This is a genomic window from Shewanella sp. YLB-07 (genome assembly GCF_009377275.1).
In genome coordinates, this window is the sequence record NZ_VOQB01000007.1 from 87,502 (window position 1) to 108,683 (window position 21,182).

Sequence of the window (21,182 nt, forward strand, 5' to 3'; positions counted from 1 at the left end):
GTTATTCTAGTGTCTCCATCACTTCATCTGAGATCTCAGCGTTATGATACACCTCTTGCACATCATCATGATCTTCAAGATTATCAATTAAGCGCAGAAACTTAGCCGCAGTGCTGGCATCGAGAGAGGCTTTTGTCGAGGGCACCATAGTCACCTCTGCGTTGACAGATTCTAGACCCACAGCATCCAAGGCATCTTTGACTGCGCCAAAATCTTCCGGGCTAGTAAAGACATCGATGGCGCCATCTTCATGGCTGACCACATCATCGGCGCCCGCTTCTAAAGCCGCATCCATGACAATATCTTCATCAGTTCCTTCAGCATAAGAGATGATACCTTTCTTATCGAACAGATATGAGACCGAGCCATCTGTCCCTAAGTTACCGCCGGATTTGCTGAATGCATTACGCACACCCGATACGGTGCGATTCTTATTGTCTGTCATGGTTTCGACCATGACAGCCGTGCCACCGGGTCCATAACCTTCATACATGATGGTCTCTAATACCTGACCATCAAGCTCCCCAGCTCCGCGCTTAACGGCGCGTTCGATAGTATCGCGAGTCATATTATTAGACAGTGACTTATCGATAGCAGCGCGTAATCTGGGGTTAGAATCGGCATCTGAGCCACCTTCACGGGCAGCGACGGTTAACTCACGAATAAACTTGGTAAAAAGCTTACCTCGCTTGGCATCTTGCGCCGCCTTACGATGCTTGATGTTGTCCCATTTACTGTGACCTGCCATGTGAATGCTCCTTGATTTCGAAGAGAATAAATTACCGGATGAAGAAGTTAAAGAAGTAAACGCTAAATGAGACTTGAGTCAGATTGGCAATAAAAAAGCCGAGTTTCCCCCGGCCGATTTTTGATTACTCAGATGTTTCTTTTTCTTCTTCGTTCTCGATGACGCTGATGCCTAACTCAAGGAGTTGTTCAGGATTAGCAAACCCAGGTGCATTGGTCAGAGGACAAGCCGCAGTAGTGGTTTTAGGGAATGCCATCACATCACGAATAGAGGAAGCCCCCGTCATCAACATGATGATTCTATCTAAACCGAAAGCCAAACCGGCATGAGGTGGTGTACCGTAACGCAATGCTTCTAGCAGGAAGCCAAACTTCTCGTTGGCCTCTTCCTCTTCGATACCCAGAATACGGAACACAGCCGTTTGCATCTCACTGTTATGAATACGCACTGAACCACCGCCAAGCTCACAGCCATTTAACACCATATCATAGGCATCTGAGATAGCGGAAGTCGGATCGGCTTCGAGTTGCTCCGGCGTCATACCGCTCGGCGCGGTAAATGGATGATGCATGGCATGCAAGCCCCCGTCCGAAGTAGGCTCGAACATAGGGAAATCGACCACCCATAGTGGTTTCCAATCGCCCTCTAGCAGATCGAAGTCTTCACCCGCTTTTATGCGCAATGCGCCCATAGCTTCGGCAACGATGTTCGCTTTATCTGCACCAAATAAAATCAAATCGCCAGACTTAGCCTTAGTGCGCTCAAGCAGTGACTTAACGACATCTTCACTAAGGAACTTAAGTACCGGAGATTGAATGCCCTCGAGCCCTTTATCCAGCTCGTTGACCTTCATCCATGCTAAGCCTTTAGCGCCATAGATGGTGACATACTTAGCATATTGGTCTAATTGCTTACGAGATAACTTGGCACCGCCTGGCACACAAAGTACCGCCACACGACCCTCTGGATCCGTGGCTGGTCCCTGGAACACCTTAAAATCGACATCGGTAAGAAGATCGGCAACATCGATAAGTTCCAGCGGATTACGAAGATCAGGCTTATCGGAGCCGAAACGACGCATGGCTTCGGCAAAGGTCATCTTAGGAAACTCACCAAGATCAACATTGAGTAGCTCTTTGAAGAGACCACGCATCATCTCTTCGGTTTTATCCATAACCTGCGCAGAAGACATAAACGAGGTTTCGATATCGATTTGGGTGAATTCAGGCTGACGATCGGCACGTAAGTCTTCATCACGGAAACACTTAACGATTTGATAGTAGCGATCGAAACCCGACATCATGAGTAACTGCTTAAATAGCTGTGGAGACTGAGGCAGCGCGAAGAATTGCCCCTTATAAGTACGGCTAGGCACTAAATAATCTCGTGCACCTTCTGGCGTAGCCTTGGTCAATATCGGTGTTTCGATATCGAGGAAACCATTCCCATCGAGGAAACGACGCACGGCGCTAGTGACTTTAGCGCGAAAAACAATACGCTCGGCCATCTCTGGACGACGAAGATCAAGGTAACGATATTTAAGTCGCTGCTCTTCCGTGTTGTGTTGATTCTTATCCATGTTGATTGGCAGAGGTGCTGAGCTGTTTAGAATAGTTAGCCCTTTGCCCAAGATCTCAATCTCACCGGTACGCATCTGATCATTGATCTGACTATCGGGACGAGCACGGACTAACCCTTTTATTTGGACACAGAACTCACTGCGCAGGCTACTGGCAACGTCGAACACTTCAGGTAAATCCGGATCATAAACAACCTGTACGATCCCTTCTCTGTCTCTTAAGTCGAGAAAAACCACTCCACCAAGGTCACGGCTACGATTTACCCAACCCACTAGGGTCACTTCTTGTCCAACGTGAGACTTGTTAACGTCTCCACAATATTGACTGCGCATCTAACTCTTTCCTTTAATCCGCAAACCTAAGGCTGAGGAATATTCTAATCAACACAAAAGCGGCATTATAGTAAAATATTGCCGCTTACAAAACCACTTAGCCTCTAGTCGGCTAAGGATTAATCATATTTTGCTAAAATCTGCGATTTCATCTCGAGTGAAAATCATTATCATGATGATTTGTAGCAATTGCCACCACTTTGTTTCGCTCTATACATTAATTTATCGGCAGACTTGAGTAACTCCACCACATTGTCGCCGTCTGCCGGAAACATTGCAATGCCAATACTCGCCCTAACATTCAATTTAGTGTCCTCACAATCAAAAGATTTCGATAAATTAATGATAATCGTATCTGCGACCTGACAGACGAGATCAAGATCTTTGGTTTTATTCAATACCACGACAAATTCATTGCTGCCAAATCGCGCTAAGGTATCGGAGCGGCGTATACAAGTGCTCATCTCTTCGGCCACTAATTTGAGTAACTTATCACCGACATCATGACCCATCTCTTTATTGACGGGTTTCAGTCCTCCAATGTCGATAAAAAGCACGCCGAATGTGGCCTGCTCTCGACTGTGTAATAACACCGCCTGCTTCAATCTGTCATCTAACAGACTGCGATTAGCAAACCCTGTCATCTGATCATAATTGGTCATCTTACTCAATTGACTCTCAAGTTGAGTTCGTTTCAGCCGCTCTTTTGCGAGTAATAATCTACACATTAAGATGATCGCAATCAATATCAATAAGATAAGAATAACGCTCACACACCATTTAATGGTGTCAGACTCTCGAGAGGGGACAGCCACAGGTTGAATCCAATGCTGATAGATAGCTTGCCGCTTGGCCTGATCCAGATTCTTGATGGCTAAATTCATTAGCGGAACAAATTGTGCCAATGATGGATGAACACCGAAATGACTATGTTGCTCGGAAAAATCGGCCAGCACAGACATTTTCAACTGAGCATAGTCACCATGCTTAAGTGTTGATGCCAAATTTATCGCCTTATCGACAAACGCATCGGCCTTGCCGTCCTTCACCGCAGTCAATCCACTATGGGGATCGGTGACTAACACTAACTCAATGCCATAATCGCCCCCCATCAATTGATTAACGAGTTGATAGCCCTCGACTATCGCTAACCTTTGACCCGCAAGTTGTTGTACATTGAAGATGGCCTCTCTTTCGAGAGGTGTCGCCAGAGACCATGGAGAAGGCCAATAGGGGTCGCTAAATAAGAGGCTCTTTCTCCTTTCGGCATTTTCTGCAACACTTCCCGCGATATCGACCTCCCCTTCAGTAAGTGCTTTGATAAGAGATTGCCACTCATCAAAGGCAACAGGTTCGACGCTGACGCCAAGCTGCTTGGTGATCACATCGATTACATCTCGGTTGATCCCGGAAAATATGTCATCTCCACCGATAAACTCCATCGGCTTCCAGTCTTTGAGATATCCCACTTTTACCGACTTTAATGCTTTTAGATACTCCTGCTCTTCACCCGATAATTGTAAGGTTTCAAGGCGAGAATCAAAGATGCGGTCCTGACTGTTCAAGATCCATTTCCGCTCAATCTCGGCCAGTTCATGCGTTTCTATTAGTTCAAATCCCGTCTTTATTCTGTTCGATAAACCGACATTATGGGGATGAGTTAACACAAAAATGTCGGTGACAAACTCCAGCTCAGGAAAAGGATAAAACTCTGACCATGCGTCCTGTAACACTAAGTAATGATGTGTCCAGGAGGAAGAGGCAACAAAACTACCAATATGACCCTCTCTCGCCGCTTGAATCATGGCCGTCACTGAATCATATAATTTAAGTTCGACATTGGGCAGTGCTTGCTTGAGTGCTGCAAGATATGGCGCCGTAGGCACGGCGCCGACTCGGCTTCCTTGCAGACTCTGTAGCGAGTCTATGGGCTTCCCGTAGTTATGCAGCCTGCTTTTCACCCGATAAAGCAGCTGACTCCTCAATAGTCCAGTTTTAAATTTATCACTCTCAGGGTATCCAATATGCACATCTGCCTTACCTGATTTAACGCGATCCAGAGATTGATTAATTTCAGATGTGACAAAGGAGATAGGGATCCCGGTTTTCTCAGACCAGAGATTCCAGATATCGACATACAGTCCATGAGGCATACCATCTCCTCCAAGGGATATGAATGGCTCAAGATTTATCGTCGTCGCTATAGTTAATCCGTTCTGTTGACGTTTTATGCCAATCCAATGTTCTTCGATAGCATCGAAGCGTCCCTTATCGATAGCGGCAAACCCGGCATTAACTTGCCGCAATAACTTGGTATCTGACTTATTCAGTGCAGGCCTCATTGGAACTTGTTTAATTAATATTCGGCGAGAGAGGGGGAATAAACTGATGATCTGTTTGTTGATCTTTTTATCTCTGAGATACCCCTGCATTCCCGCGAAGACTTTTACCTCTCCACGTAACACGCCTTCGAGCAGTTCATGCCTGTTCTTATAACGCTTAAACCTCATCTTCGAGCTCAGCTTAAGCAGTTCAGTCTCATGTGAAGACCCTGAGACTATGCCAACCTGATAAGGCCCTAACGCCTCAAACGTCAATCTCTGAGGCAAATCTTGATGCAGATAGAGATAAGTACTGACATGAGTGAGCGCTTGAGCAAAGACAAACTTGTCGCTGCGACTCTGAGTCACAGCCATACCGATATGCAGGTCAGCATCACCATCAGCTAGTTGATCTAATGCATCGGTCCAATGACGAGAAACGAACATGACAGGCGTTGCCGTTTGTTTGGACCACTCCTTCCACATATCCACCAGAACACCACTAGGCTCGCCTTGCTCATCGACAAACTGGTATGGATAACTGTCTTCTCCCATCACTAAAATAAGCGGTTTAGCTTCATCTGCCCAAAGGGAAGCCGAAGATAAAACCAGAAAACAAACGACAAAAACTAAGGTAAAATATTTCAAATGTCATATCCAAAAAGCTAAGCGAGTGTAAAAATCTTGTTATACATTCGCTATTAGACAAAACTTTACGAGAAATATCCAGTACTAGGCTTGCCGCATATGGTGTTATTTCGATAGAATGAAAGGTTGAATTTACACACTAAAATCTAATGACATCATCTCAAGATAATATCTATGCTCAAGCATGCGAAAACGTAAGCGACTTTCAGTTTGATGAAAAAGTGGCGGGCGTGTTCAACGACATGATCAAGCGTTCTGTACCAGGCTATGGCCAAATTATTAATTCCTTAGGCGCTTTCGCACAAAAATTCGCCACTCCCGATAGCAATATCTATGACCTAGGTTGCTCGCTTGGGGCCGCTACTTTAAGTATCAGACGTCAGATAGATAACCGTAATTGTCATATTATCGCCGTCGACAATAGCCAGTCTATGATTGAACGCTGTCGTGAGAACTTAACGGCTTACGTGAGTGGCACGCCTGTGGATTTAGTCTGCGGTGACATCAGAGATATCAAGATAGAAAATGCCTCCATGGTGGTTCTTAACTTCACCATGCAGTTTCTGGCCCCTTCAGACAGAGACGAGCTGTTGAGCAAGATCTATCAGGGACTCAATCCGGGTGGCATTCTGATTCTTTCAGAGAAATTAAATTTTAAAGATGATGCGATACAAACACTCTTATATGATCTTCACTTGGACTTTAAGCGAGCCAATGGTTATAGCGAACTGGAAATAAGTCAAAAACGCAGTTCTCTGGAAAATGTGATGAAGCCAGATACCTTGTCACAACACCAACATAGACTTAGAAAACAGGGCTTCAAACATTTCAATATATGGTTTCAGTGCTTCAATTTCGCCTCTATGGTCGCCATTAAGTCTTAGAAACCAAGAATAACGACAGATTTCGTATATAATTTCAACTCAATAGCTTCAAAAGGTGATAAGCAAGTGATTAGTTTCAGCTCCTTTTACAAACAGATCGCAGATTCAAGCCTGCAGCATTGGTTAGAGACATTGCCAGCAATATTGGGTCAATGGCAGAGAGAGCATAAACACGGCACCTTACCTAAATGGGAAAAGGTCCTCAATAAGCTCCACTATCCGGCGCCCGACAGCTTAGATCTAAAAACGAGTGTCACAATTGGATCTGGTAGCCAACTAAGCTCGGGTGAACAAGAGAAACTCGAAAACTTATTGCGTATTTTTCAGCCTTGGCGCAAGGGCCCCTTCTCTGTCCATGGCATAGAGATAGATACTGAGTGGCGCTCTGACTGGAAGTGGGAACGCGTGCTGCCTCACCTATCGCCTTTAAATAATCGAACCATACTCGATGTAGGCTGTGGCAGTGGTTATCATATGTGGCGCATGCTAGGTGAAGGCGCTAAACATGTCGTGGGTATAGATCCTGCCACCCTCTTCTTGTGCCAATTCGAAGCAATCAAGAGATTGGCCGGTGAACAGCATCCTATTCACTTATTGCCCCTAGGCATAGAGGAACTCCCCCCCTTAGACGCTTTCGACACTGTCTTTTCTATGGGAGTACTCTATCATCGCAGATCACCAATCGATCATTTGTTACAACTTAGAGATCAATTGCGAACAGGTGGTGAACTCGTTTTAGAGACATTAGTCATAGATGGTGATGAAAATACCGTTCTCGTGCCTGAAGATAGATATGCCAAGATGAATAATGTATGGTTTCTGCCTTCAGCCGCCGCTTTAGAAGCTTGGCTTAAGAAAGCCGACTTTATCAATGTAAGATGTGTCGACATCGATGTGACCTCGTTAGCCGAGCAGAGAAGTACCGATTGGATGCCCAATGAATCTTTAGTAGATTATCTGGATCCGACCAATATCGATCTGACGATAGAGGGTTACCCAGCGCCTAAGCGTGCTACGTTTATCGCCACAAAAAACCAGCCTAATAAAGATTTAATTTAATCTAGGCTTACATAAGCTCAAGCGGTAAAGCTTGAAAATGATCCACCGGACTAAACACAATAGTAATGGGAAGCACTATGTTAAAGCAGATATTCTGTATCGCTGCAATTACAACCTTGGCAGGTTGCGCGTTGACAAATCAAACCGAAAAATTACCACAACCGATTGATGCTGCAGCATTAGAAACCAGCTTAGCGAAACAACAAGCCGATCTCGTTGCTGTTATAGATGAAAGTACTCAGGCACAAGTAGCAAGTTATACCGGGTTATCGACACAACTGACAGCCCTCGAGACTCAGATAGCTCAGCTAAAACTTGAACCAAAAGATGCCATCACTCCAATTGCGCAGGAATGTCCTCCCTCCCCCTTAGGTGGCAAGTTCCTACTGGGCGCGACAGAAAATGTCTATATCGATGAGATTAAAGCGAGTTTTAAGACGCGTATCGACACCGGAGCCGAATCCTCCTCTCTCGATGCCCGCAATATCATCCTGTTCGAACGTGATGGCAAGCAATGGGTGCGTTTCGATGTATTGACTCAGGGCAGCGATGCCCCAGCAGAAACGTTCGAGTCGAGAGTCGAACGTTTTGTGCGTATCAAGCAAGAAGCCGATGAAAAAAGTGACCGCCGTCCGGTGATCCATGCACATTTACAGATTGGCAAATACAAGGCTGAGACCGATCTTAACTTAGTCGATCGTAGTCATCTCGACTTCCCTCTCTTGTTAGGGCGTAAATTTATGCAAGACATTGCCATCGTCGATGTGGGGCAAACGTTTATCCATGGAAAAAAACTGGCTCACTCAGCCGAAAATAAATAGGAATAGAGTTAATGCATTCTAAGAAACCCTTTTACATACTGGTTGCACTGTTGTTTATCGCAGGCATAGCGAGCAGTGTTTTTCGTGGGATAGAACACAATGTGCCTTTCTTACCTGGTAAGCAAGTTCAAAGCTGGGCCGTCGAGGCAAAAGTCAGCTTCCAAGGCACTGGAGAACCCGCAGAAGTCTCATTTTCACTACCAAACGATCCGGCATTTGAAATCTTAGTTGAGAATGCCAGCTCACCCGGCTTTGGATTAACGATCACAGATGACCCGCAAAACAAACGGGCAATCTGGTCGATTCGTTCGGCTAATGGCCGGCAAGATCTTTATTATAAAGTCACCCTTATCCCCACAGGGATCACCACGATTAAAGCGCTGGGTACCCCTGATGTTGCCAATACATTTATCTGGCCAGCGACAGAGAAAGTCGCAGCAGAGCAAGCCATCGAAGAAGTCTGGGCCAAGAGTGCAACCAACCTCTCATTCGCTCAGCAGCTCAATAAAGCCTTCAACGCCGAAGAACGCAGTCAAAATATCGAATTACTCTTGAGTAGCAACTCCCCTAGCAAGCTTTTTGTAAACATGCTCAATAGCAAAGGGATCCCGGCTCAAATAGTCAGCGGCTTGAATCTTGAAGATCAACGACGCAGACAACAGCTAGCCAACTTTGTAGAAGTCTATGATGATGGCGAGTGGCACCTTTTCAATCCTAAAGATGGCACTCAAGGGCGCCCTGATAACCTACTTCTATGGGATAGATCGGGTAAATCGACCTTAGATGTGACCGGTGGCATCAATTCCCAAGTGAATTTTTCAATGCTTCAGGATACCCGTTCGGCACTGGCCACCTCTCTGGATGTGATGAACAATAAAGGCGCACTCGATTTTTCCTTATATCAACTGCCTCTGGAAGAACAAAGCCTGTTTAAAGGCATCTTATTAATCCCCATAGGCGTGTTAATGGTGGTGTTTCTTCGTGTCCTTGTAGGCCTTAAGACTTCTGGCACTTTTATGCCAGTCTTGATTGCATTGGCATTCATTCAAACGACATTGTTAACAGGTCTGGTTGGTTTCATACTGATCGTCGCTTGTGGCCTGATGATCCGCTCCTATCTGTCACAACTGAACCTTCTGCTTATCTCCCGAATATCGGCGGTGATCATAGTGGTTATCGGTATCATAGGCGTGTTTACCTTATTGTCATATAAGTTTGGCCTCAGTGAAGGATTGACCATCACCTTTTTCCCTATGATCATTCTTGCCTGGACCATAGAAAGAATGTCTATTCTATGGGAAGAGGAAGGCCCTAAGGAAGTGGTTTTACAAGGTGGTGGTAGCCTGTTTGTCGCCACTCTGGCTTACTTGGCTATGAGCGCGCCTTGGATACAGCACTGGGTATTTAATTTCTTGGGGATCCATTTAGTTATCTTAGCTGTCGTGCTACTTATGGGGCAATATACCGGTTACCGTTTGCTCGAACTTAGACGCTTTAAGCCCTTGACTGGAGAATAACCATGAAGTTCTCATTAGCTTGGCCATCAGCTCTGAGCAGCAAGGGTGTGCTTGGCATGAATAAGCGTAACATCGACTATATTGGTCGCTGTAATCCACGTAAATTCTACAAGCGAGTCGATGATAAACTCACGACCAAACAACTGGCATTAGCCAATAACATCGCCGTCCCTTCCCTTATCGGCGTGGTGCGGGAGCAACATGAGATTGAAGATATCCCGGCCATGGTTGCCTCTGAAGATGGCTTTGTTATCAAGCCGTCAAAAGGCTCGGGTGGTAAAGGGATCTTAGTGATCACTAAGGTCGAAGCGGGTCGTTACTATAAACCTAACGGTCAAGAGGTCACGCCTTCTGAAGTATACCGCCATGTATCGAATGTACTCAGTGGCCTGTTTTCTCTTGGCGGAAATCCCGACGTGGCCATCGTTGAGGGACTTATCCAATTCGATCCGGTTTTCGATGGCTACTCCTATGAAGGCGTGCCGGACATTCGCCTCATCGTTTACAAAGGCTTCCCCGTCATGGGCATGTTACGTCTGTCGACAGCAGCCTCCGATGGTAAGGCTAACTTGCATCAGGGAGCGGTAGGAGTTGGTGTCGATATCGGCACGGGTAAGGGACTGCATGCAGTACAGTTTGATGAGCCCATCGATTTTCATCCGGATACCAATAAGAAGCTCACGGATATTGAAGTTCCTCACTGGGACTTCTTGCTCCACACGGCTTCTAAAGCTTATGAGATGAGTGAGATGGGCTATTTAGGCACAGATATGGTACTCGATAGAGACAAGGGACCCTTGCTGCTTGAGCTCAATGCCCGTCCCGGTCTCGCCATACAAATAGCCAATAACCGAGGGATCTTGCCCTATCTGGATAATGTGGACAAACTCGGTAATCATAATATGACAGTGGATGAACGAGTTGAATATGCTAAGAAGCATTTTTGTCATAGCGCTCAGCTCTAGTCTTATATTCACTACGGCGGTCAAGGCCGCCGTTTCTCCTCTGCCTTTACTTGTAGAGCAATGCTTGCAACTGCAGTCGCCTGGCGATTCATTTGCAGGTGACTCGCAATTCTCACACGTCAATTCAGCCACAGTAACCGAGCCCGATGAAGCTCTCATCAAGCAGAGTCACACCCTTGAAGCCTCGCTACTAAGCCTGTTTAATATCAAAGACAGATTGCAATATTACCGCAGCTACCCTCTACCTCCCCTCTACCAGGAAAGCCTGCTGCAATGTCAACTGCACTTGGCCGATATGATGGCTGAAACGCTGAACTCGCCCTGGTTAACACAACTCACCAATCAGTTAGCAACGGCGGCCAATAATAAGGAGCTCAGCCAACTGTTAAACAGATTCGATGCACTCGAAGTAAATCATCTGTCTTTGGCACAGAAATCTCAGCTGCACACGGCTCAAGCCAGCATAAAGCAGGGTTTAAGAACCCAGCAACTGACATTGCGATTTACCGAGCAAGATTGCCAATTAAACACAGAATATAACAAGTCAACGATGACAAATGGAGTCGGCAATGACACTAAAAATAAGCACTCAAAGGATCCTAAATCTAGCAATGCTTTTAATCTCAGCATTGCGGCCTATTTAATCAAGCAGGATGATACAGTCTGTCAAAAACGTGTTTGGCAAGCCTATCAAGGACGGGCAAAAGAGAAGAACCAGCCGGCTCTTGAGCGGATTTTGCAACTAAGGACCCTGCAGGCACATGACAAAGGATTTGCAGACTATGCCAGTTTCTCTCTGGCAAAGCAGTTTCTATCAACACCTGAATTAGTCAAAATCTTTCTAGACTCCCAAACTGAGGTTGCCCCCACAGCCCCCTGGAGTCTAGGCTACTACCTGTCTCAATCAAAAAGCATGCACATGGCAAACATAACAGCAACAGAGCTCGTGGATAAGATACAGGTAAGAGCCGAAACATTAGGCTTTGATTTCGAAACAGTGACTGGAAATATCCAGCGAGTCTGGTATCAAGGTCGATTGTTAGGGGATATATTTATAGAGCTAGCCAAACGCAGCAAGATACATATCTTAAGAGCGCCGGTGCTAGGGCGTCAGTTTGGACAAGTTCAACTGTCAATGAAGCAAGAGCTGAGTCGCATAAAAGACAAACAAGACTTAATTAAGGCATACGCTTCAGCCCTTTCGGCGCTATCGCTCAGCAGTCATTATTATCTGGTAAACACAATTGGGGAGACTCTCGATACCAGTAATATTGGTGAGCTTTGGTTAGCCTTATACCTAGCGGAAGGCCTTATCGAACCTTATACAGAACTAAGTCGCGAAAGTTCCATTAGTCTTTTCGCCAAGCAACTTAAAGTATTCAGGGCTAAAGTCGCGTTAGATTTTTATTCCAATACTAGCCTAAAACCCTATAAGAGACTCGACGTTGAATTTATCGAGTCATTCACAGGAGAATGGACAAGCCTTGAAGATTATCCCTATAATTTTTACGCTATCGTCACTTCCGGCCCCCTGTACTATCAGGAGCTTTGGCAAGCCTCACTCTCTCAATACCTCTATCAATCTACAAAACACTGTGAAAATCAACCCAGTGTGTACAATACACTGGTGGTCAATGAAGATTCCAAACCAATAAATCAAAGGCTTAAAATATTACTCGGTGAACCTGTCGATGCACTATCTCTCATTAAAAGGATACAAGATGGCTTTTCTTACCAAGAAAAATTTTCTCAAGATCAGTACACTTTCACTTGCCCTATTTAGTCTAACGGCTAGCGCTGTCATTGACACAAGCCAGACACAAAACGATAAAGTATATCAAGGCATCAAGAATAATCTCGAACTGCACCTTTACCAACTACCTCCTCGCGTGCAGGGCCATTATGGGATCCGTCTCTACCGCATGACGGGTGATGAAAAGTATGCCAATGCCGCGCTCGTCGACCTCTATGCAGTCACCGAATCTCAAGCCTTCTATGCCTGCTCTCTCGATAAACCTGGCTTTATCACATCGGAGGCTGAAAAAGCCATTTCTGTACTCGGTAAAGGTCCTAGGGCTAAGGCCAGAAAGAAGGCATTAGAACCCTTCCCTGAATTTCTATTTTATACCGATGTATTACTCAGGTTTTCGAGCCGTATCGATGAGTTCGGGTTAACGGGTCCCTGTAATGGTAAATTGATCACAGCGCTGAAGAAGACCGATTTAAAGACTGGTCTAACCGATAAGGCCATGATTAAGTCCTGGGCGGCGCAATTAATCAATTACGCCTACTGGGCTAAGCAGTTAGGGGTTGGAGACTATGTCAATGAATACAAACAGGCCTTCATTGAAGTTTATCCAAACAATAAGGATAGTGAACTCAATAAAAAACAGTATCAGAACAAGTTATACGGCCTCACTCATTTCATATTTGCAGCGAGCGAATACTACCAACACGATGTAGATCCTAAAGAGTTCGCCTGGATTTTGGATTACTTTGAAGACAATATTGATCGCATCTTAGAAGATGCCACCGACGATATCATTGCCGAAGTGGGAATTAGCTTTCACCTGGCAGGACTGTCTGATAATCCGGTTGTTGCCAAGACTCAAGCCCATATTGTGAACGCCTTCGATGAAAGTGTGCAGTTTATTCGTTCACCTATGGGAAATCCTGATTTAGCGCTGGGTGAGCACAGAAATGTCTTGGCTATGATGCTACTCAATTGGCCACAGAAGCTGCATAAGGGGCCATATTTTACTGAACTCAAGGCCACCAAGAAATACATGCCTAAGCAAGTATCGGTTAACAAGTAATGACAATGGCCTGAATATACTCGGGCCATTTTTAACTCAATGAATATTATAGATAGCACTTTAGGTCAGATTAAACATGGATAGAGCGAAATCAACTCTAGAACAATGGCGAATATTACAAGCCGTCGTCGATTTTGGTGGCTACTCTCAGGCTGCTGCAGCCCTTAATAAGAGCCAATCCTCTCTTAATCATGCCGTCGCTAAGCTTCAATCTCAATTAGGGATCCAACTGCTTGAAGTCAGAGGACGAAAAGCCTATTTGACCGAGCAAGGTGATGTCTTGTTGAGACGTTCTAGGCACATCACCCAGTCTGTGGCAGAACTTGAACTCCTCGCCAATAATTTAGAAAAAGGATGGGAGCCTAAACTGACCATAGCAAGAGAGATAGTCTACCCCATGGGTATGCTAGTCGATGCCCTGGCCACATTTCAGCCACAAAGCCGCGGAACTCGTATCACCATAATAGACTCAGTGATCAGCGGAACACATGATCTGATTAAAGACCAAGCCGTCGATATCGCCATATGTGGCGGCGTTCCGCCTAAGGGCTACATCTCGGAGCCTCTGTGTGAACTGGACTTTCTGTTGGTTTGTCATCCTGAACATGCATTAGCTCAAAATCCGAATATAGAAGACGATCAAACCTTGGCTCAACACCTGCAGATAGTCATTAAAGATACGGGAAAGGCGACCCATATCGATATTGGCTGGTTAAAAGCTGAGCAAAGATGGACCGTATCTAATTTCCACGAGGCCTTGGCTATTTTAAATAAAAACATAGGTTTTTGCTGGATACCCAAATACTTAGTCGACTCCTTGCTCTCTCAAGGACAGCTGTGTCAACTCAAGTTAAAGGGAAATAGTCATAGAAGAGTGATGATGAGTCTGGTGATACCAAACCGAGATGTTCAGGGACCAGCTTCTGAACTGTTAGAAAAGATCATCGTCGATATGCATAACTCATCCAATAAGACGGAACACGGTCAGTCTTAATGCTATACCATTGCGTTAACACTTGGAGTGATATTAACGTTTGAGACTCTCTTATCCCTATTTATACCGATTGGTATAAGGAGTCAGCTTTAGGATAAACATCTTCAGTAAAGGCATTGGCGGCATAGTACTTGGCAATTCGTTCAGACCCAAAAGATAGGGTGCCAGTCGACAGTTCAACTGGGGCTGACTCAGTACTCGATTCCGTACTCGACTCTGAAATTGGATCGGCACTTGAAGGGATCTGCTCGTTAATCAGTTCAATCAAGGGTGACACAGTAAACACATCGTCCAGAGGTGAAGGTGAGTCCACCAAGGAAGATGAGATAGCGCCATCCTCATCGACTTCACCGAAGACTTGCGGCTTATGAGGCTCAGGAAATACAACACCTTTAATCGCACTCTGGGCACTAATTAATGGCTTCATCTCATCCAGACTAAGGGGTTTCTCCTGACGCACATCGACCAGTTGCGCCTTGGCATCATTAAGCTTTTTCAATGCTTCTGATGCTACACGAATATCGGCCATCGAAGGATTGGTCGGTGCCATCGCCGCCGCATAGACCTTTTTCATCTTGTTGACAGTGGCAAGAGGATCCCCTGCCACCACTGAAATATCTATCTGAACTTCGCCATTAACCGCATAGCGACGGCCATCACTGCCCTTTTCATAGCTAAATTGTGGACTCTGTGCCAGGTTGCCACCCACGGTAGAGTGAGCCTGTTCGTGGGCTTTAACTTCCGCATCTCGACTCGATAGCTCTTTAAGAAGCTGCTGCTCCAGTAACGCAATGGCGTCCCGCTTCGCATCTGCTTTCTGTGCATCGCCTTCGTCTGCACTGACAACGGAGTCATCACCAGCAAAAGGGGGAAATATCGGTTCCATCCCCTCTTCAGCCGAGCCATCGGGGGAGCCCCCTCCACGTTCCTGCATATTATGGTGAGCTTCCTGGCCCTGAGCCTTTGTAACAGGAGTATCGAATGGCTTGATACTCTCCTGAGGCTCGCTCACAACACTGTGTGAGTTAAATCGGGGTGACAGGTCTGTGGCTTGCTCAGTGGGATTCACTAGCCCTCTAACTGTCAATGGACCTAAATTGAGGCTAAAACTTGTTTGGCTTGAGTTGGCGCCTGATAAATTGACACTTAGGTTAGTGTCACTTGCGCTAGAGATGGATTTCAAATCTAAGGCCAAATTAACATCAGATACTAAATCTGATGACACACGGCTTAAATCAACAATATTTGATGAATGGAGTGTCGTCGCTTTATCTGAGCCCAAACTTGCACTGGATGGTTTATTGCGCACAGAGACATTTGTAGGGGAAATGGGCGTAGAAGGTGCAGCACTAAACTTAGTGCCAGGCACTGAACCTTCAGCCGAACTCGCCGACGGGGATATCGGCGTGGTTCTATGTCCAACCGGTACATCAGGTGAAAATCTCACCCCTAACATGACAACTACACCTCTAGGTTGATAATAGTACCTAAGGTCTCCGATGATGTTTCTATCACTTCGACAGCGGCTTCGCCTTGCTGCTCAGCCTCTATTGCTGATACGAGGGCTTGTGTTTGATCGACTTCTTCAACTGGCCTCGTTTCATCAGTTTTAAGATCAGCACTTGCAGGCTTAGCGACATCGATAGTCGCTTGAGTCAATCCTGACTGTGCGCTTTGTAATCCGGCCAGACCCGATACATTACTTGGAGGAATTTGCATACCTTTAGCTCCAACATTCATTTGGTGTTAGTTCAATTATTAATCAGCACCAGACAAAAGTACAGCTAAACTATAGGCCATGAAGTTATATAAAGCTGAGTTGAACACGATTAAACGGGTCTTTAGCTGTTTTACTCAGCAAGCAGGCCTAGCCCTGATGAGATGAGACCAGACTTGTCTCTTCACCTTGCTTACCGCTAAAAATCGTTAACCTAAATTTATCCGTGAATATACCTAGCCCCCGATCCAAGCTGACTCCCAATCTTTCCACACCGGATTTAATCCCCTTTGCTTCATCGCATGACTCACCTGAACCGGCGTTCTATCATCACTGATCTCAAACTGATCTAACTGAGTATCCGGATTGACATAACCGCCGGGTTGAGTCGAGCTGCCGGCACTTAAATTGGTTATCCCGAGTGAAAACAGGTTATCTCTGAGTTCTGGTGATTCCCGAGTCGACAAACTGATATCCAACTGCTGATTAAACAGCCTAAATGCACAGATAAGTTGCACTAAGCCCTTATCGGTCATCTCAACCTTAGGGGTTATCCCGCCAGTACAAGGCCTCAATCTAGGCAATGAAACACTGTATCGGGTACGCCAGTACTTAGACTCAAGATAAGCAAGGTGATGACCTAACAAGAGCGCATCCAAACGCCAATCATCTAAGCCTAACAGGACCCCGAGTCCAACCTTATCAACGCCGGCTTTAGCAACGCGCTCTGGCGTATCTAAGCGATAGGCGAAATCCTTTTTCTTGCCCCGAGTGTGGTGCTCGGCATAGGTCTGGGGATTATAGGTTTCTTGATAGATCATCACGGCATCGAGACCTAACCCCACCAGCTCGGCGTACTCATGCTCGGCCAATGGCTGCACTTCCATTGCCAAGTAGCTAAACTCATTCTTAACCTGAGGTAAAACCTGTTTAAAGTAATCGATGCCGACTTTCGTTTCGTGCTCTCCGGAGACTAACAAGATGGAGTCGTAACCTAGTTTTTTAATCACCGCCATCTCGGCTTCAAGTTCCGGGCCATTTAATGTCTTGCGTTTCAGCTTATTACTCATACTAAAACCACAATAATCACACTCATTGGCACATAAATTCGACAGATATAGGGGTAAAAACATACCTATATTTGCCCCAAACCTCTGCCTTGTCAGCCGAACAGACTGTTGAGCCATCTGTTCGATATAGGGTTCTGCCGCAGGCGATAACAGCGCGAGTAGACTATTGAGATCCCCCTCGGCCGAATTAAGGGCACGTTCTACATCATCACTGGTGGCCGAATAGAGGGCTAATTTCAGCTTCTCGCGGGAGATCCCCTGCAGATAGGATAGGAAACTCATGGGCATATCCCGATAAATTCACATTTACTCATTAAGAAATCCCGTCAATGGACTGGTTTCACTTGCAACAGACCTTACATGACCTAAGCCAGCAAGATAAGCATCCCTTCCTGTCTGTACCGCAGCGGCGAAACAGCGGCCCATGGCTGCCGGGTCTCGGCTACTGGCGATGGCAGTATTGACCAGTACAGCATCGGCGCCAAGCTCCATGACACGTGTTGCCTGAGAAGGCGCACCAATGCCAGCATCCACGATCACAGGCACCTTGGCTTGCTCGATGATCATTTTCAGAAACGTCTCTGTTGCTAAACCTTGATTAGACCCAATAGGGCTGCCTAATGGCATCACGGCGGCGCAGCCAACTTCTTCGAGTCGACGGCACAGTACCGGATCGGCATGGACATAGGGCAAGACAACGAAGCCTTTATCACAAAGGATCTTAGCCGCTTCTAAGGTTTCTATAGGATCCGGCATCAGATACTTAGGATCGGGGTGGATCTCAAGTTTTATCCAGGGAGTATCCAAGATTTCTCTGGCAAGTTCGGCCGCGAAGACCGCTTCCTTGGCATTTCTGGCCCCTGATGTATTGGGCAAGAGCTTAACCCCACTGCTTAACAAGGGCTGCAAGATATCATCGCTACCCGTTTTCAGATCGAGTCGCTTCATCGCCATAGTGACAAGTTCAGAGCCTGAACACGCGATCGCCTCTAACATGAGGGCTGATGTTGAAAATTTTCCCGTACCGGTAAATAGTCGGGATGAAAATTGATGATCGGCAATGGTTAACATCTTAGCCTCCCGCCACTAGGGCAAATACTTCAAATTGATCGCCATGACAGCACAAGGTCTCTTTCCAACGTGACTTAGGCAATACTTGCCCGTTACGTACCAGTGCAACAGAATTAGCGGCAATATTTTGCAGCAGAAGTAAAACTGATATGCTCGACTCACTCGATAAGAAAACCTGCTCATCGTTGAGCATGACTTCGATTAATGTTTCGCTGGTATTATTTTCGGATATGTTGGGGCTCATTTATGCCTCTCCATCACAGTTCAAGCTTGGATCAGATGTCCGAGATTGAGTCTTGGTTTGACTTTTGAATGGTTCCACTCGTTCACCACAGACATGACAAGCAAGATCTCGAATCAATCTCGCTTCACGCCATTGCATAGAAAGGCCATCGAACCTGAGGAATTTTCCTGATGGCACTGGGATCCCTAAGAGTAGATTCATACCAAGCAGCGCCTGCATGGATGCCATCACTCCAACCATAGGGCCTAAGACTCCAACACTCTGGCAAGTCTCACTGACGAGAGTGTCTTCAGGAAACAGGCATGCATAACAGCCCGAATCGGGAGCAGACTCCATATCTACCATAAAAAGCTGACCGTTAAAGTTGGCCACCGAGGCCGTTATTAGTGGCGCCTTAACTCGAAGGCAGGTCAAGTTGATCAACTGACGAGTGCCAAAATCATCGGTGCAATCGAAGACTAGATCCATGTGTACCAGTAATGTCTGACTATTATTCTCGGCTAATTTATCGGTTTCGGCTTGCACGTTACAGCCAAGATAAGCGTTTGAGAGCTTATACGCGGCAGTCTCTGATTTATACTCACCTATATCCTTATCACTAAAAAGCAGTTGCCTGGGCAAGTTTGATAACTCAACCTTGTCATCATCTATCAGTGTCAAGTTACCCACACCGGCTGCCGCCAGATACTGAGCCACCAGATTCCCCAGACCACCAACACCGACAATAGCGACATGGGCCTGCGACAAGTTAACCTGGCCCGTTTCACCGACATCCGGCAATAAGATTTGTCTAGAGTAGCGTAGAAAATCGGAATTACTGACGGACATAAGCTTTCTCCCAGGCAGAGGATAAGGCTAGATAGGCGACGCCAGGCTGCTGTGATTCGGTCACCGCTCTCACCACTGCAACATCATCAACCCCGGTTCTCTTAACAGTCTCTATACGGCTGGCATCTATGCCGCCAATGGCCACCAAGGGATAATGTCCCTTAAACAAGTCCACATAGTGTTGCAGTTTCATCAGGCCTTGAGGCGCAGATGGCATCACCTTAGTGGTCGTTGGAAAGATATGACCCAGTGCGATATAGGAAGGCGTGATTTGCGATGCGAGCAAGAGCTCGAAATAGCTGTGACTCGATATCCCTAGGGCAAGTTGTGCGTCAGCAATACGCTTAAGATCGGCATCATAGAGATCTTCCTGACCTAGATGCACACCATAAGCATTATGCTTGAGCGCCAATTCCCAATAATCATTGATAAATACCTTAGCCTGATAATCCCGGCCTAGGGCGATGGCGTGCGCTATTTTATCCTCAAGCTGAGAATCACCCTCATCCTTTATCCTAAGTTGAATCGTTTTAGCTCCGGCTCTGAGCAAGGTTTCTAACACTGGCAAGTCAGACACCACAGGATAGAGGCCCAACCGCTCATCTATCTTCTTAAACTTAATCCCAACCGGAAGAGAAGGTCCGTCGCCTAAGCTGCTGATCGCCGGAAAATCACTCAGTTCTCTAGGCCATGCGGTGCGCGCTAAAGGCCCGGGTCCCTCACCCACACGATAACTGTGTTTTATTCCGGCAGACACATAGGCTTTAGCCACGACAATAGCATCATGGAGCACAAACCCTGTGGCCATCACACTGGCGATAGCTGAGCTTAAGGTGCATCCGGTACCATGATTATTGTTCGATGCGATACGCGGACTCGATAACAAAAAACTACGTTGCAGATGCAATTCAGAGCAAGCGGCGGCGCAAGTACAGACGAAGATATCTTGGGCCGAGTCGATGTGCCAAGCTGGACCTTTATCCCCACCTTTAGCCAACACATTGGTGTCGAGTAATTGCGATAAATCTTTGGCTGCAAGATGATACTGGGACATGCCAACTAAGGTTTGCCCCACCAGCTCACCAAGCTCAACGGCATTGGGGGTGATCAGCGTAAGTAAGCCTTTAAATGGCGAAAAATCGAGTCGATTGTCATCTCCATCTAACCTGTCACCGCAACTGGCTATCATAACGGGATCTAAGATAACCGCGACTTCAGTACCACTGCGCTTCTTGTGATCATGAAGGTCCAGGGCAAGCCATCGACTCAAGAGAGCTATCTGCTGCTGATTTGCTAACAGGCCTATCTTTATCGCTTTGGGGGGCAAGTCTTGTAGCAAGGTATCGAGTTGAGCCAACAGCATCTCATCGGAGACTGGCTCAACCAAATTGACTGCAACTGAGCTCTGGGCCGTTAATGTCGTGATCACAGTGCAAGCATGACAAGCGAGATCATTCATGGTGGCGAGATCCGCCTGAATGCCCGCACCGCCGCCACTGTCAGAGCCTGCTATTGACCAAACAACAGGCTTTAAAGCCGACAAAGTCGGCTCTACATTTGCCATTAG

General features: G+C 46.3%; 19 protein-coding genes. 9 read left to right on the forward strand and 10 right to left on the reverse strand.

The window, feature by feature from the left end; genetic code table 11:
* Nucleotide 1: 1 nt before the first annotated feature.
* The 3 genes from FS373_RS16455 to FS373_RS16465 all read right to left on the reverse strand — a co-directional run bounded on the left by FS373_RS16455 (nucleotide 2) and on the right by FS373_RS16465 (nucleotide 5,629).
* A complete protein-coding gene (locus tag FS373_RS16455) occupies nucleotides 2-748 on the reverse strand; it encodes a YebC/PmpR family DNA-binding transcriptional regulator (protein WP_144046717.1) in 747 nt (248 codons plus the stop codon).
* Nucleotides 749-872: 124 nt separating this feature from the next.
* Entirely contained in the window at nucleotides 873-2,660 is a 1,788-nt protein-coding gene (aspS, locus tag FS373_RS16460; RefSeq protein WP_144046718.1) for an aspartate--tRNA ligase, read from the reverse strand.
* A 170-nt stretch (nucleotides 2,661-2,830) separates the two neighbouring features.
* On the reverse strand, nucleotides 2,831-5,629 hold the full coding sequence (locus FS373_RS16465; RefSeq protein WP_227992884.1) for a transporter substrate-binding domain-containing protein: 2,799 nt from the start codon (nucleotides 5,627-5,629) through the stop codon (nucleotides 2,831-2,833).
* 149 nt (nucleotides 5,630-5,778) lie between these two features.
* Here FS373_RS16465 and cmoA point away from each other — a divergent pair, with 149 nt between their 5' ends.
* The 8 genes from cmoA (at nucleotide 5,779) to FS373_RS16505 (ending at nucleotide 14,685) form a co-directional block, all read left to right on the forward strand.
* Entirely contained in the window at nucleotides 5,779-6,513 is a 735-nt protein-coding gene (gene cmoA, locus FS373_RS16470; RefSeq protein WP_144046719.1) for a carboxy-S-adenosyl-L-methionine synthase CmoA, read from the forward strand.
* 66 nt (nucleotides 6,514-6,579) lie between these two features.
* On the forward strand, nucleotides 6,580-7,572 hold the full coding sequence (gene cmoB / locus FS373_RS16475) for a tRNA 5-methoxyuridine(34)/uridine 5-oxyacetic acid(34) synthase CmoB (RefSeq protein WP_322619518.1): 993 nt from the start codon (nucleotides 6,580-6,582) through the stop codon (nucleotides 7,570-7,572).
* 77 nt (nucleotides 7,573-7,649) lie between these two features.
* Nucleotides 7,650-8,393, forward strand: a complete 744-nt coding sequence (locus tag FS373_RS16480; protein ID WP_144046720.1) for an ATP-dependent zinc protease — start codon at nucleotides 7,650-7,652, stop codon at nucleotides 8,391-8,393.
* A gap of 11 nt (nucleotides 8,394-8,404) precedes the next feature.
* Nucleotides 8,405-9,910, forward strand: a complete 1,506-nt coding sequence (locus tag FS373_RS16485) for a UUP1 family membrane protein (protein WP_152829888.1) — start codon at nucleotides 8,405-8,407, stop codon at nucleotides 9,908-9,910.
* Nucleotides 9,911-9,912: 2 nt separating this feature from the next.
* Nucleotides 9,913-10,875, forward strand: coding sequence for an alpha-L-glutamate ligase-like protein (locus FS373_RS16490; RefSeq protein ID WP_144046721.1), 963 nt, complete (start codon nucleotides 9,913-9,915; stop codon nucleotides 10,873-10,875).
* On the forward strand, nucleotides 10,838-12,658 hold the full coding sequence (locus tag FS373_RS16495; protein ID WP_152829889.1) for a M2 family metallopeptidase: 1,821 nt from the start codon (nucleotides 10,838-10,840) through the stop codon (nucleotides 12,656-12,658). The genes FS373_RS16490 and FS373_RS16495 overlap by 38 nt, the downstream gene beginning before the upstream one ends.
* Nucleotides 12,597-13,691 carry a DUF3541 domain-containing protein gene (locus FS373_RS16500; RefSeq protein ID WP_152829890.1) on the forward strand — a complete coding sequence of 365 codons (1,095 nt, stop codon included), beginning with the start codon at nucleotides 12,597-12,599 and terminating at the stop codon, nucleotides 13,689-13,691. Before FS373_RS16495 ends, FS373_RS16500 begins: the two co-directional genes overlap by 62 nt.
* A 76-nt stretch (nucleotides 13,692-13,767) precedes the next feature.
* On the forward strand, nucleotides 13,768-14,685 hold the full coding sequence (locus FS373_RS16505; RefSeq protein WP_152829891.1) for a LysR family transcriptional regulator: 918 nt from the start codon (nucleotides 13,768-13,770) through the stop codon (nucleotides 14,683-14,685).
* Between the two features lie 61 nt (nucleotides 14,686-14,746).
* Here the strand turns inward: FS373_RS16505 and FS373_RS16510 are convergent, their stop codons facing one another.
* Nucleotides 14,747-15,754: a putative metalloprotease CJM1_0395 family protein gene (locus tag FS373_RS16510; protein WP_194165868.1), complete on the reverse strand. Its 1,008-nt coding sequence runs from the start codon at nucleotides 15,752-15,754 to the stop codon at nucleotides 14,747-14,749.
* 28 nt (nucleotides 15,755-15,782) lie between these two features.
* On the opposite strand from FS373_RS16510, the gene FS373_RS31535 reads away from it, so the two are divergent.
* On the forward strand, nucleotides 15,783-16,163 hold the full coding sequence (locus FS373_RS31535; RefSeq protein WP_194165869.1) for a hypothetical protein: 381 nt from the start codon (nucleotides 15,783-15,785) through the stop codon (nucleotides 16,161-16,163).
* Here the strand turns inward: FS373_RS31535 and FS373_RS16515 are convergent.
* The 6 genes from FS373_RS16515 to thiE form a co-directional block, all read right to left on the reverse strand.
* Nucleotides 16,147-16,404 carry a chemotaxis protein gene (locus FS373_RS16515; RefSeq protein ID WP_144046726.1) on the reverse strand — a complete coding sequence of 86 codons (258 nt, stop codon included), beginning with the start codon at nucleotides 16,402-16,404 and terminating at the stop codon, nucleotides 16,147-16,149. The genes FS373_RS31535 and FS373_RS16515 overlap by 17 nt on opposite strands.
* Before the next feature lie 234 nt (nucleotides 16,405-16,638).
* Nucleotides 16,639-17,754: a 2-iminoacetate synthase ThiH gene (gene thiH, locus FS373_RS16520; protein ID WP_144046727.1), complete on the reverse strand. Its 1,116-nt coding sequence runs from the start codon at nucleotides 17,752-17,754 to the stop codon at nucleotides 16,639-16,641.
* Between the two features lie 24 nt (nucleotides 17,755-17,778).
* The gene (locus tag FS373_RS16525) at nucleotides 17,779-18,543 is read right to left on the reverse strand and encodes a thiazole synthase (RefSeq protein WP_144046728.1); all 765 of its coding nucleotides are present in this window, start codon (nucleotides 18,541-18,543) and stop codon (nucleotides 17,779-17,781) included.
* 1 nt (nucleotide 18,544) lies between these two features.
* A complete protein-coding gene (gene thiS, locus FS373_RS16530; RefSeq protein ID WP_144046729.1) occupies nucleotides 18,545-18,787 on the reverse strand; it encodes a sulfur carrier protein ThiS in 243 nt (80 codons plus the stop codon).
* The gene (locus tag FS373_RS16535) at nucleotides 18,788-19,615 is read right to left on the reverse strand and encodes a HesA/MoeB/ThiF family protein (protein ID WP_152829893.1); all 828 of its coding nucleotides are present in this window, start codon (nucleotides 19,613-19,615) and stop codon (nucleotides 18,788-18,790) included.
* Entirely contained in the window at nucleotides 19,602-21,179 is a 1,578-nt protein-coding gene (gene thiE, locus FS373_RS16540) for a thiamine phosphate synthase (RefSeq protein ID WP_152829894.1), read from the reverse strand. Before thiE ends, FS373_RS16535 begins: the two co-directional genes overlap by 14 nt.
* Nucleotides 21,180-21,182: the final 3 nt, after the last annotated feature.

What these genes read in the sequence shown, in the direction of transcription:
- FS373_RS16455 (WP_144046717.1), bottom strand. Translation starts at nt 748, where the DNA reads ATGGCAGGTCACAGTAAATGGGACAACATCAAGCATCGTAAGGCGGCG.
- aspS (WP_144046718.1), bottom strand. Translation starts at nt 2,660, where the DNA reads ATGCGCAGTCAATATTGTGGAGACGTTAACAAGTCTCACGTTGGACAA.
- cmoA (WP_144046719.1), top strand. Translation starts at nt 5,779, where the DNA reads ATGACATCATCTCAAGATAATATCTATGCTCAAGCATGCGAAAACGTA.
- FS373_RS16480 (WP_144046720.1), top strand. Translation starts at nt 7,650, where the DNA reads ATGTTAAAGCAGATATTCTGTATCGCTGCAATTACAACCTTGGCAGGT.
- FS373_RS16485 (WP_152829888.1), top strand. Translation starts at nt 8,405, where the DNA reads ATGCATTCTAAGAAACCCTTTTACATACTGGTTGCACTGTTGTTTATC.
- FS373_RS16490 (WP_144046721.1), top strand. Translation starts at nt 9,913, where the DNA reads ATGAAGTTCTCATTAGCTTGGCCATCAGCTCTGAGCAGCAAGGGTGTG.
- FS373_RS16495 (WP_152829889.1), top strand. Translation starts at nt 10,838, where the DNA reads ATGCTAAGAAGCATTTTTGTCATAGCGCTCAGCTCTAGTCTTATATTC.
- FS373_RS16500 (WP_152829890.1), top strand. Translation starts at nt 12,597, where the DNA reads ATGGCTTTTCTTACCAAGAAAAATTTTCTCAAGATCAGTACACTTTCA.
- FS373_RS16505 (WP_152829891.1), top strand. Translation starts at nt 13,768, where the DNA reads ATGGATAGAGCGAAATCAACTCTAGAACAATGGCGAATATTACAAGCC.
- FS373_RS16515 (WP_144046726.1), bottom strand. Translation starts at nt 16,404, where the DNA reads ATGCAAATTCCTCCAAGTAATGTATCGGGTCTGGCCGGATTACAAAGC.
- thiH (WP_144046727.1), bottom strand. Translation starts at nt 17,754, where the DNA reads ATGAGTTTCCTATCCTATCTGCAGGGGATCTCCCGCGAGAAGCTGAAA.
- FS373_RS16525 (WP_144046728.1), bottom strand. Translation starts at nt 18,543, where the DNA reads ATGTTAACCATTGCCGATCATCAATTTTCATCCCGACTATTTACCGGT.
- thiS (WP_144046729.1), bottom strand. Translation starts at nt 18,787, where the DNA reads ATGAGCCCCAACATATCCGAAAATAATACCAGCGAAACATTAATCGAA.
- FS373_RS16535 (WP_152829893.1), bottom strand. Translation starts at nt 19,615, where the DNA reads ATGTCCGTCAGTAATTCCGATTTTCTACGCTACTCTAGACAAATCTTA.
- thiE (WP_152829894.1), bottom strand. Translation starts at nt 21,179, where the DNA reads ATGGCAAATGTAGAGCCGACTTTGTCGGCTTTAAAGCCTGTTGTTTGG.